This window comes from Glycomyces sp. L485 (genome assembly GCF_022548875.1).
Lineage (GTDB): Bacteria > Actinomycetota > Actinomycetes > Mycobacteriales > Micromonosporaceae > Glycomyces.
On the sequence record NZ_JAKZEW010000032.1, the window covers coordinates 23,721 to 35,567 of the forward strand.

Below are 11,847 nucleotides of genomic sequence, written 5' to 3' on the forward strand. Positions count from 1 at the left end.
GCGGCCAACGCCGTCCAGTACGCCGCCACGAAAGGGCGAACCAGTCCGTGCGAACCATGCCGTATTCACCTGCCCCGGAGACCGCCCACTTCCTGGAGACGACCGGCGGCGCGAGCGCCGTCGTCGTCGCCCGACCCGGAGCGCGCGTCACCGCCCTCAGCATCCGGCTCTCCGTAGGATCCTTCGACGACCCCGAGGGCCGCAATGGCACCACCCACCTGGTCGAGCACCTCCTGTACGGACCCAATCCCGGCTCGCAAGGGGGCAGCTTCCAAGTCGTCGAACACATGGGCGGCTTCGCGAACGCGAGAACCTCGGCGGAGCACACCAACTTCTACGCGGCGGTTCCGGCCGGACTGAGCTCGAAGCTGTTCGCGCGAGAGGCCGACCGCATGACGGACACCTTGGATTGGCTGACCTCCGCATCACTCGAGCACGAGAAGAACGTGGTCCTCAACGAGATCCGGCAGCGGCGCGGCAGGAAGGAACTGCTGGCCGCTCAGGAGCACGTCATGAGCTCGTGGTACGGCCCGGGAGCCCCGGCATCCTTCCTCTCCATGGGAACGCCCTCGCACCTCCAACGTATCGAGCCGGAGTCATGCGTCGCGTTCCTGGAGCACCGCTACCGCCGAGCACGCGTCGCCGTATCGGCGGTCGGCGACGTCGAGCCCGAGCAGATGTCGGCACTCGCCGAGTCGCTAGGGACTCGGTTCGACGGCTCCTCGGCATCGGCAGCGGAACGCCTGCCGATCAATCCCGGTCCCCGGTGCGTCGCCGCTCATTCCGTCGACGGCGGTGAACGAGCCGTCCTCGGCGTTCCGCTCCCGGCCTACAAGATCCACTCCTTCGAGCATCTCCGCCTCGCCACCCTGCTGTTCGCGGGAAACGACAGGTCCGACCGACTGCGGCAGAGCATCGTCCCCAAGTGCGTCGCCACAGTGCGGGCCAAGCTCCTGCCGCGGTCCAGGACGCATTCGATCGGCCTGATCGAACTCGTGCCCGATTCCGGGAGCGATGCCCGGCACGCGGTCGCATCGTTCGACCTCGCCTTGCGGCAGCTCGCCGACGCACCCGATCTGGAGGACCGCATCGAACGAGTGTGGCCGACCTATCGCACGGAGTGGTTGCAGGGCGACGACGATCCCGTCGGCCTGGCCAACGGCCTGTCGCATGCCCTGCTCACGGGCGACGAAGCCGCCTACCTGGAGTGGCCCGACACCCCGATGCCCGGCGCAGAGGAGATCCGCGGCGCACTGCAGACCTGGCAGAGGGGGGAGCGATGCGAGATCCTGTTCGCCCCGTGAACACCCGCGACACCGAGGAGTCCGGCACTCCGTTCACGATGACGCCGATCGATTTCGGTCCGCACACGGTGCACCTGCTCGACGCGCCCGAACATCGGCGGATCGCCGCCGCCCGGCTGTTCTGGCGAGTGGACAACCCCTCCGACGCCCGCTACGCCATCGCTCTCGACTGGGCGCTGGGCCGCTCCCGTCGACTCGATTCCCTTGGCGCACAATGGTCGGTGGAATCCCATCTCGGCTCCATCGCAGTAGCGGTGGCCGCGCCGAGCGAACTGATCTGGGACGCCGTCGACGAGTGTCGCAGGGCGATCGTCGAGCCGCCGCTTGAGCGCTCCCTGTTCGACCGCGCCCGCAGCATCCGGCGGGCCGGCGCGGCGAGATCGGAGCGACGACCGGTCGACGCGGCCCGCAGGCACGTGCGTGCGATGCATTTCCACCCGGAATCCAACGTCATAGACCACCCCGACGGCAGCGCTCGCGCCATCGAAAACCTTACCGCCGACGATGCGAGGCAGGCGATCGCTGCACTCGAGACACGACATGCCTGGAACCTGATAGGCGTCGGACTGACTCACGGCGAGTCCGAGGACTGGCTGTGTTCGCTGCCGTCCGTGAAACAGAGCGAACCCTCATCGGTCGCTCGACCGGACAGGGCGAAACCGCGATCGACGCTCCACGAACCCCGCTGCACCCAAGACCTGCTCGCCGTCGCCGCCGTGGTCCACCTCGAAGACGCCGAACGGTTCGCCGTGGCGCACATCGTCTGTCACGGCCTGGCGGGCTGGAGCGGAGCCGCCTGGCACCGCCACTTCCGCGAGGAGTTGGGCGCGGCCTACGAGATGGAGTCCGAAGTGATCTGCGCGCGCCACGGGTCGGAAGCAATCGCCATGACGAGAATCGTCACATCCGTCGACCCCCGACGGTCGGCCGAGATCGCCCGGATCGCCGAGAGCGACATCGCCCGGATCGCCCACCTGCCTCGCGAGCAGTGGGAGATCCACCGGAAGCAATTCGCCCGCTCGCTGGACACGCAGGTTCGCGACGCCGAAAAGCTCTTGTCGTGGATATCGCCCTTCATCCAGGCCGGCATGTCCGCCGCGTCGTTCGAACGCTTCCTCGGCATCGTCTTCCAGTCGTTCCCCGGAGCGATCCACTCCCATCTCGAGGCGTTCGCCCGTCAAGCGTCCATGATCCGTATGACCAGCATGGAGGACTCGCAGTGACCGAAAAACTCTTCACCGTTGACCCCCTGGTCATCGAATGCGAACACGCGAAGACCGTGGTCTCGAGCCCGCGCCTCTCCGCCAGGCTCAAGGTGGCACCCGAAGTGCTCACGACACTTCTGGAGGCACGCGCCGGGAGCGACCTGGACCCCGACGATCCCCGCGTGGCGCACCTGAAGCGCACCGGATTCCTCCGAGGCGACGGCGCGGAGGCACCGCAGACGCCCCGCCCATGGGACACCTGGGGCGTCGCTGCGTGGAACTACCACCAGAGGATTCGCGACACGAGGTTCATCGAGCACACGCACGAGGAGGAGCGATCTGAGCGGTACCTCGAGGAGGTCCTCAGCCGTCCGCTGCCGGTCGCTCCGCGCACGGAAGGGGCGGAAGTGCTCCTGCTGCCCCGGACCCGAAGCCGCACCGCCGAAGACTTCTGGGAGGTGCTGGAGCGCCGTAGGACCTGCCGTCGATTCGAGGACGCACCGGTCGACCTCCAGCACCTCGCCGACATACTCCACTACTCGTTCGCGCCGCTGCGGTTCGTGGACGCCGGCCAGATGGGCGTCCTGCAGCTGCGTGCCGCGGCATCAGGCGGCGCGCGCCATGAAACCGACGCCTACGTCGCGGTCTTCAATGTGGCCGACGTGGCCCCCGGCCTGTACCGGTATGACGAAATCCGCCACGGCCTGGCTCCCGTCCGCGACGAGGTGACGCGAGACCAGATGGAGCACCTCACTTTCCACCAAGGATTCTACGAACGCGCCGCGTTCGGCGTGTTCACCGTCGCCATGACCGAGCGCTTCGTCTGGAAGTATCGGCATCCCGTCGCGTACAAGCTCCTCCACCACAACGTCGGCCATGTCGCCCAGGTGTTCTCGACCGTCTGCGCCGCGTTCCGTCTCGGGGCGGCGATCACCGGCGCGATTCGCAACAGCGAGGCCGACGCCCTCCTCGGCCTGGCGGGGCCGGCGGAATTCGTCACCTTCGCGCTGGCATGCGGGCACCCCGTCATCGCTCCCGACGGACTGCCCGGCGGCGTCCAGGCCCCCATCGACCCGTGGCGGGCATGACCATGAACATCATCTCCGCGACTCGCTGGACCGGTCCCCTCTCGGATGAAGTGCGCACCACCGTCGACGACCACCAAGTGCTGACCGATGTCGAACATCTGCTGGACAAGCCCGAGCGGACCGCTGACGACGTGTTCACGGCGGCCAACCTGCTGGCGCTCATCCTCTTCCGGCGTCGGCGGGGCGTGGAGGCGGAGGCGCTGTGCAGGGAGGAACGGGCCGCCGCAATCGAAGCGGGCGCAGTCGACGACCGGGTTCACCTCGCCCGGTTCGCGCTGCAGGCTCAGGTCAATCTCATTCGCCTGTGGGGATACGGCGACCGCGCCGACCACGCGTTGGCCGAACTCGAACAGATGGAACGGCTGACCACGCCTGGGCTCGGCGCCCGCTTCGACGGACTCGACCTCGGCGCGGACACGGCCGAGGCGATGCGGGAGGCGGGAGTGCCCCTGTCCACGTTCGCGAAGAACGCCGTCATCGTCGAGGTGTGCAAGATCCTATGGCGACACCGAAGGTACGAAGCACTCTCCGAGCATGCGGAGCGGCTGCGCGCCAAGTGGCCGCTGCGCCGGTCCACCCTGCACCACGCCCACGAGGTCCCCTGGATGCTGGGACGGGAGACCACCGCGTTCGGGGGCGAACACTGGCAGCGTCTCCGAAAGGACCTGCGCACGCTCGCCGTCGTCAGCAGACTGCATATGCTCGCCGCCGAGGTCGATCGGGAGGGGCGGGCCGGCCAGGACGCCGACGAACTCGTCGAGTCGGTCACCGGAGCGGATCTCGCCCACGCCCAGCCGGGCACCAGGATGAAGTGCGAGGCCCACCTGGCCGACACGCTGCTCCGCATGGGCTCGCAGGAGGAGGCGGACCGGCTCCTGGAGCGGGTGGTCGCGAACCGGGAGACTGCCGGCGACGGGCAGGTCAGGAGGGGTGCGTTCGAGCGTCTCGGGCGAAAGCCCGACAGTGCCCCGGGCCCGTCCAACGACGTCATCGAGGAACTGCGGCTTCGGGTCGGGCTCGGCCTGGCCGACGTCAAGCGCTCTCGCGGCCGCCTCGTGCCACCGTGACCCGCGTACGCACCGATGTCCGACCTCGAGAAAGGACCGGGATGCCCGATATCCCATTCGCACATGCCTCCAAGGGCCGCAGCGGAACCCGGAGTGCCCTCCCCGTTCGGGAACCCTTGGACCGGTCATGGGCCTGGGGATCGGCGACCGGCCGCGGAGTCGAGGTGTGCGTCATCGACAGCGGGGTGGAGGCGGAGCTGCTCGACGACGGCTCCGCTTTCACCATGGAACAGCGCGGCGACGAATGGCACGTCGTCCCCGACGCGCCGAACGACACCGCCGGTCACGGGACGGCCTGCGCCGGGATCATCCGGTCCCTGGCTCCGGACTGCCGCTTGACCAGCGTCCGGATCCTGACCGGCAACCTCCGGTCCAGCGGGCAGGCGCTCGCCGCGGCCCTGTCGTGGGCGATCCAGGAGCGATTCCAACTCATCAACCTCAGCCTGTCCACCCGCAAGCCCGATATCAAGGAGCAACTGCACGACATGGCCGACACCGCCTGGTACTCAGGCGTCACGCTGGTCACCGCGGCACACAACAGTCCGGTCATCAGCTATCCGTGGCGCTTCCCCTCGGTGCTGTCGGTCGGATCGCACGCGGTAGCAGACGCTGAGCACCTGCAATGGAACCCCACCCCTCCGGTGGACTTCTTCGCCTACGGCGTCGACGTCCCCGTCAACTGGATCGGCGGCGCCACCCGCTCAGTGTCGGGGAACAGCTTCGCCGCTCCGCACGTCACCGGCATGTGCGCGCGCATCCTCGAGGCGCATCCGAAATTCGGAACGTCCCAACTGCGGATCGTCCTGTCCTGTATCGCCGACAATCTGGAATGAGAGCGGCATGATGAATCAACATGGTGAGATCCTCAGGTCCACCGTCAGGCTCGCGCGCCTCGCGTTCTCCGCCGCGGCGGCTTCCGTATTCCTGTACGACGAGGAGCGCGGGATGTTGGTCTTCGAGGCGTCTTCCGGAATCGGCGAGGAATTCGTCCTGGGAGCAGCCATCGCCCCGGACGCCGGAGTGGCGGGCTGGGTGGCCAACACCGGCGAGTCCGCGATCATCCGCGGTGCCGCATCCGACCCCCGATTCGACACCGCCTTCGCCCGCGGCACCGGCTTCGTTCCCGATGTCCTGATGGCGGCCCCGGTCGAGTTCGAAGGCGAGGTGCTGGGCGTCCTCGAAGTGCTCGATCCCAAGTCGGACACGATCGGGGGCACCTCGGCGGTCGACCTGCTGACCGAGCTGGCCGGCCAGTGCGGAGCCGCGCTCGCCCTGATCCTCCAGGACCGCGCCGCGCAGCGCCGCCGCGCGGAACCGGACGGGGCGGTGGAACGGCTGGCCCAGGTTCTGGACCGCCTGAACCCCGCCCAGGAGACGGCCGTCAACGACCTGTTCGAGGTCATCGAGCGGCTGACCGTGAGGTGAATCGTGCATCTGGCAGACCTCCTCTCCTTGCGAACCGTGCCCGCCGCCGGAGTGCTCGTGTCGCTCACCGACCGCTGCCCGCTGAGCTGCGCTCATTGCTCGACCTCGTCCAACCGCGGTGCTCCTCAGTTCGGCGAGGAGCCGTTCTTGGCCTTCAGCGGCACCTGGACCGACGAGTCCCATCCGGAGGTCGTATTCCTGTCCGGCGGTGAGCCGTTGCTGCGCCCCGGCCTGGTCCGGCGCTTGGCCGCGCGCGGTAGGGCGTGCGGCGCGGCCACCGCGGTGCTGTCCGGCATGTATTTCTGCCGGTCCGGCGGCATTCCTCCACCGATCGAGCGAGCCATCCGGGCGGTGGACCACTTCTCGGCCAGCATCGACGTCTTCCACGAGCGTGAGGTGCCGAGGACCGACGTCTTCGCCGCACTGCACACCGTCAGGAGCTGGGGTGTGGAGGTGAGCCTCCATACGGTCGGAGCCCGCGGGCACGATCCGTATCTGCGCGATCTGGTCGATCGGATCAGAGACGAGTTCGACTCCGAAGTGCCGGTGCTGGTCGCTTCGCTCCGGTCGGCGGGCCGTGCCGCCGAATGGGCCCCCCGACACGACGACGTCCTCTCCGTCGGCCCCTGCGAGTTCGCCTCCTGGCCACTGATCGACTCGGACGGGACGATCTTCGCGTGCTGCCAGGGGTCGATGCTGCGGCGGCTGCGGCCCCCGCACCTGGTGCTCGGCAACGCCGCCGACACCGCCTGGCGGACCGTCCGCGACCGGGTACTGACCAGCCCGCATCTGCGAAGCGTCCGCACCATCGGACCGATCGGGACGGCCTCCGCGGCGGGACTGCGCGACTCGGGGGGCATCTGCGGCACCTGTGTCGGTCTGGACTCCGCCGAAAGCCTGCCGTCCGACCGCTTCCTGACCTCCGCTGAGCGCCTCGTACCCGCTATTCCGGCGCGAACCCTCGCCGCCCGGTGGGGTGCGGGACCCTACGCGGACGCGGTGGAGTGGGGGCGGTCCCGATGAGTGGGCCGACCCATGCGGAGTGCGAGGCGCTGCGCCGGACGCCGGGCGCGACCGCCGTACTCTTCCTCACGGATCGATGCCCAGTCGGCTGCGACCACTGCTCGGTGGGCTCGCTGCCCCGAAGCCCTCGCATCACCGACTGGAACTTGTTCACCGGCATAGTCGACGAGCTCGGATCGCGCGAAGGCCTGCAGTTGGTCGCCCTCACCGGCGGCGAGCCGTTCGCCGAGCGCCGCGGACTGCAACTGGCCACGGAGGCGCTGACGGCGAACGGGAAGACCACCGCCGTCTTCACCAGCGGCCACTGGGCCGGCCCTCGCATTCCCCTGTGGATTCGCCGCGTACTCCAGGCGACCGGAACCGTGTACCTGAGCACCGACTCCTTTCATGCCGCCAGTGTGAAGCCTCCGACCGTCGAGGCCGCGGCCCGAGCCGTGCTGGAGTCGGACTGCACCTTGGTGGTCCAGGTCGCGGGGAGCCGGGAGGAAGCCGACCGCTGGGCGGACCGGATTCCAGAGGCGGAGGTGCACCGCGTGCCGATCCTGCCCTATGGGCGGGGACGCCTGCTGCGGCAAGGGATGGCGGAACGGCCCGTCGCCGACCTGGGCGCATGCCATCTGCTCAACTCGCCGACCATCCGCTACGACGGAACGGTCACCGCCTGCTGCAACGAAGAGGTGATCATAGGAGGCGGCCCCGACCGGCTGCGCCGCCAAGCGACCCGGCCCGAGGAACTGGGCGGGATTCTCGACGGCCTCGCCGCCGACCCCCTGCACCGGATCCTGCGGCGGACCGGTCCGGCAGCCCTGGCGTCCCTGCTCACCCAGGATAGGGCGACGCTCTGCGGTGCGTGCTGGACCCTCCAGGACGCGAGGAGCCGGCAGCGGCACATCTCGGTGCTGTTCGACCTGCTCGAAAGCGAGGCCACATGATAGAAGCACTGTTCATGCTGCTTCGTCCCCAGCTCACCAGGCAAGCCGCGCTCATGTGGACGGCCGAGCCCGCCGTGGACCTCTACGGTGCCTGGCTGCGGTCGAGCTACCACGCCATGCGCCACACTCCGGAGCTGCTCCGAGCGGCGCTCGACCAATGCTCCCGGCGCGACGATCCGACCTCGCGGCAACTGGCGCCCTATCTCCACTTTCAACTCGTCGAGGAGAGCGGGCACCACGAGTGGGCCCTGTCGGATCTCCAAGCCGTATACGGAAAGCCGGTGTCAGCGGGACCCGAACCGCCCGCCGTGGCGAACATGGTGGGGCGCCAGCGAGCCCTCCTACTGCGCCATCCCGTCGCACTCCTGTCCCACATCGCGGCGCTGGAGTCGACACCCCCCACCATGGCGCTCGTGCGCGACCTGCGAAGCCGTACCGGACTGCCGGACTCGGCGTTCCGAACGCTGATCGGACACTCAGAATTGGACGTCGACCACGGCGACGTACTCACTCGACTACTCAAGGAACTGGATCCGGAACCGGCGCTCCAGCAACTGATACGACGCAGTCTGATCGCATCCGTCACCGACCAGATCTCCGTCATGCACTCCATCCGCGACATCAGGGGGAAACCATGAGCAACCCGGACCGCTTTGCACAACTGGGCCTCGATCGAACACAACTCAGCGACCGGCAGGCCGAGCAGATCCTCGCGCTCGACGACGAGGAGTGGAACATGCTGCTGCACCTCAAGGACCGGCTGGACGACGGGCTCGACGTCGAGGGGCACGAGGACATGATCGGAGGAGGAGCGGTATGGTGACGAACTACGCCGACTGCCTCCAATGCGGCACAAGCAACCCGCAAGTCGCCCGATTCTGCATGGCATGCGGCTCCGACCTCGGCGCCGACGGCGACCACGCGGTCATGCGCTTCGTCACCGCGGTCTTCTGCGACATCGCCGGCTCCACGCAGCTGAGCCAGCAGTACGATCCACAGGTCTGGAACACACTCCTCGACGAGTACTTCACGGGCACCAAGACGGCCCTCACCTCGACCGGGGGCAGGGTCGAGAAGTTCATCGGAGACGCGGTGGTCGCCGTGTACGGTGCGGTCGCGGCCGAAGGCGACGAGGCGCCTCGCGCAGTCATGGGAGCCGCCTCGATTCGCGACCAGTTGGAGCACTTCAACAGGGAGACCGCCGCGCGGTACGGTGCGCACTTCCACACCAGGACCGGCATCGCCTCGGGACGGGTAGTGACCGCGGGCCGCGACTCATCGTTCGCCATCGGCTCGGTCATGAACAAGGCGGCACGACTCCAATCGAGCGCTCCATTGGACGGCATCGGCATCGACGTGCGGACCTGGTTCCTCGTGCGAGACCGCTTCCACACCGAGGAACTCGCTCCCGTGCGGGCCAAGGGCTTCGATCATCCGCTGCGGGTATGGTCGGCGGACCCAGCGCGGCCTCCCGCTCCCGCTCCGCAGCAGATCTTCGTGAACCAGAAACCGCTCTTGGAGACGGTCACGGGAAGGATCGATCCGGCAGGGCGCGAATCCGAGCCGCTCCACCTCCATGTCTTCGGAGACATGGGGGTAGGTAAGAGCAGTTTCCTGCTCCAACTGGAACACCTGCTCCGGCGGGCCGGTCTCCGGACCGTGCCGATGCAGTGCCCTCGGGGACCGGACGAGGAGCTGTGGCAACTCCGCGAGATCGACGAACAGCTCGGCTCGGCGGAGGGCCTCCCCGTCACGTCGAGAATGTTCTCCGTGCGAGAACTCCAGTGGCAGGTGAGAACGCGCCTCTCCCGGATGTCGACCGGCGACGCCGTTGTCTACCTGGTCGACGACGCCGACCTGCTGGCCTCGTCGGTGAGCGACTTCTTGACCGCCGCAGTCCTGTCCAGACCGGGTGCGGTGCTCGTGACCTCCGGATCCGCCCCCTTGCCAAATGTCGAATCGGTCGCCATCCCGCCTCTGGACGATGCGCACGCCGGCGAGTTCGTCGAACTGCTCCGGCCGGAGCTCGAACTCCATTCGCACACCGCCGACGCGACGGAGGTGATCGAACGCGCCCATGGCAATCCGCTCTACATCGAGCAACTCGCGGCGCTGGCCGAAAGCGAGCGCGACCTGCTCCCACCGGCCGCCGAGGCAGTATTCGGCGCTAGAATCGCACCGTTGACCAGAGAAGAGCGAATGCTGCTCGCGGCCGCCTCGATCCTCGGTATCGACCGGGCATCCGACCTCTTCACTGTGATGACGGATCTCGACGACGAGGCCGTATTCCAGACATTCGACAGGCTGCAGCAGGCGGCATTCGTTGGCAACCGCATGATCGGCGAGGTCTCCTATCAGCACCTGACCGTCAAGGACAGGATCGAGCTGAGGATCCGGATCGCCGCGACTCTGGCGGCGATGAGCCGGACCGACCCCCAGCTGCTGCTGCTCGCCGTGCAGAACGCGGTGCAGGCGTTCGAGGACGCGGTGAACTCCGAACCGGACCGCGTCCCCGAGGCGCGGGCTCTGGCGGTCGGTTCCCTGCTCGGTGCCGCACGGTATGCGATCGCGATCACCGAGCCGGTCAAGGCACTCGACTTCGCTGAGCAGGCGATACAGATCGCTGAGGAGGGCGAGGAGACCGCCTCTCATGAGGAGGCGGTCTCGCTCCATTGCTACGCGCTGGCGGCCGTCGGCCGGCTGGAACAGGCCCGGAAGCTCGCGAGGCGGACGCGGACCTCGGAGGCCAACGCTTCGGCTGCCGCGCATCTTGCCGTGACGGCGCTGGTACTGGGTGTGGGAGATCCCAGTGAGGCCAGAAGGAAGGTGGAGCAGGCATCCGATCCCATGGCTTCCATGCGATTGACCACCTGGGACGGAATCCTCATGGCCAGGAAGGGCGACTATCCGGGCGCGGTGGCGCTGCTCTCCAGCGCGCATCATGTGGCGCGCGAGTATAGCTACGGCCTGGGGACAGCCGAAGTGTACGGCAATCTCTCGCTGTTCACTGCCCTCGACGATCGCCCGGTCATGGAGGCATTGGACGCCTTGGAGGTCCTGACCGAGGAGGTGCGGGACACGCCTACGCTTCGTGCGCTCATCGAATGCTCGAAGGCGCTGGTCCAGGGGTTCGAGGGAAGCACCGAAGCGGCTCTGGACCTGCTCGAACGGGTCGAACGACTGTTCACCGACATTGGCTACCAGCCGGGCCGGGCGCAGATCGCACAATTCAGAGGCAACATCCACTTTCTGTCCGGAGACATGGCCAAGGCGGCGGGGTGGTGGCGTGCGTCCGCCGCAGGCAACGCGGCAATGGCTAACTTCGCACAGCAGGAGCGGGACCTGGTCAAGTCCTGGCTGCTGCGGCCCGACGGCGCTCCGCCGGACGTCTCGGCGCTCGAGCGGGCAGACGACTGGGAGGCGCGGCTGCTCTTGTTCTTGATCCGCGGGAGGGCAGATGAGACGTCGGCCGCTCAGCGGTCTGCCGAGTCGGAGATCCTGATCCCGGTACGAGGGCGCGCCGCGATGTTCGCTCGACGGCTTTGGGAGCACTCAACGGAGCGGCTCGGTCAGATTCCTTAGCACGCCGTAGATATCGGACGACCGACGCGCTGTGGCGATCGCGTCCGCAGTTCCTTGCGGGTCCGAGGCGGCATCGGGCTGCAGGAAGACGCGCGCGAGCGGAAGTTCGTTTCATGACGTGCAGTGATCGTCTCTGCGTCGGTAGTGGGAGCGCCTGGCGGCTGCACAGCCTCCAGCCTGCTACTGGGCTCCCTGGCGACTACCCGGACCGGACTCGCACC

Annotated in this window: 11 protein-coding genes; all 11 read left to right on the top strand. The window is 68.0% G+C overall.

Annotated features, from left to right (window positions below; genetic code table 11):
- Positions 1 to 56 precede the first annotated feature (56 nt).
- From L0U85_RS15030 to L0U85_RS15080, 11 genes are read left to right on the top strand one after another with little or no spacing between them, the layout of a single operon-like run.
- Positions 57 to 1,304: an insulinase family protein gene (locus L0U85_RS15030; RefSeq protein WP_241378581.1), complete on the top strand. Its 1,248-nt coding sequence runs from the start codon at positions 57 to 59 to the stop codon at positions 1,302 to 1,304.
- Complete coding sequence (locus tag L0U85_RS15035) at positions 1,301 to 2,527, top strand: insulinase family protein (protein ID WP_241378582.1); 1,227 nt, start codon at positions 1,301 to 1,303, stop codon at positions 2,525 to 2,527. Before L0U85_RS15030 ends, L0U85_RS15035 begins: the two co-directional genes overlap by 4 nt.
- Positions 2,524 to 3,597: a SagB/ThcOx family dehydrogenase gene (locus L0U85_RS21400; RefSeq protein ID WP_241378583.1), complete on the top strand. Its 1,074-nt coding sequence runs from the start codon at positions 2,524 to 2,526 to the stop codon at positions 3,595 to 3,597. The genes L0U85_RS15035 and L0U85_RS21400 overlap by 4 nt, the downstream gene beginning before the upstream one ends.
- A complete protein-coding gene (locus L0U85_RS15045; RefSeq protein ID WP_241378584.1) occupies positions 3,594 to 4,664 on the top strand; it encodes a hypothetical protein in 1,071 nt (356 codons plus the stop codon). Before L0U85_RS21400 ends, L0U85_RS15045 begins: the two co-directional genes overlap by 4 nt.
- 41 nt (positions 4,665 to 4,705) lie before the next feature.
- On the top strand, positions 4,706 to 5,497 hold the full coding sequence (locus L0U85_RS15050; protein ID WP_277605867.1) for a S8 family serine peptidase: 792 nt from the start codon (positions 4,706 to 4,708) through the stop codon (positions 5,495 to 5,497).
- A gap of 7 nt (positions 5,498 to 5,504) precedes the next feature.
- Positions 5,505 to 6,089: a GAF domain-containing protein gene (locus L0U85_RS15055; protein ID WP_241378586.1), complete on the top strand. Its 585-nt coding sequence runs from the start codon at positions 5,505 to 5,507 to the stop codon at positions 6,087 to 6,089.
- A 3-nt stretch (positions 6,090 to 6,092) separates the two neighbouring features.
- The gene (locus L0U85_RS15060; protein WP_241378587.1) at positions 6,093 to 7,112 is read left to right on the top strand and encodes a radical SAM protein; all 1,020 of its coding nucleotides are present in this window, start codon (positions 6,093 to 6,095) and stop codon (positions 7,110 to 7,112) included.
- A complete protein-coding gene (locus L0U85_RS15065) occupies positions 7,109 to 8,044 on the top strand; it encodes a radical SAM protein (RefSeq protein WP_241378588.1) in 936 nt (311 codons plus the stop codon). Before L0U85_RS15060 ends, L0U85_RS15065 begins: the two co-directional genes overlap by 4 nt.
- A complete protein-coding gene (locus L0U85_RS15070) occupies positions 8,041 to 8,682 on the top strand; it encodes an iron-containing redox enzyme family protein (protein ID WP_241378589.1) in 642 nt (213 codons plus the stop codon). The genes L0U85_RS15065 and L0U85_RS15070 overlap by 4 nt, the downstream gene beginning before the upstream one ends.
- Complete coding sequence (locus tag L0U85_RS15075) at positions 8,679 to 8,867, top strand: aroma-sacti cluster domain-containing protein (protein WP_241378590.1); 189 nt, start codon at positions 8,679 to 8,681, stop codon at positions 8,865 to 8,867. The genes L0U85_RS15070 and L0U85_RS15075 overlap by 4 nt, the downstream gene beginning before the upstream one ends.
- On the top strand, positions 8,861 to 11,626 hold the full coding sequence (locus L0U85_RS15080) for an adenylate/guanylate cyclase domain-containing protein (RefSeq protein WP_241378591.1): 2,766 nt from the start codon (positions 8,861 to 8,863) through the stop codon (positions 11,624 to 11,626). Before L0U85_RS15075 ends, L0U85_RS15080 begins: the two co-directional genes overlap by 7 nt.
- Positions 11,627 to 11,847 lie beyond the last annotated feature (221 nt).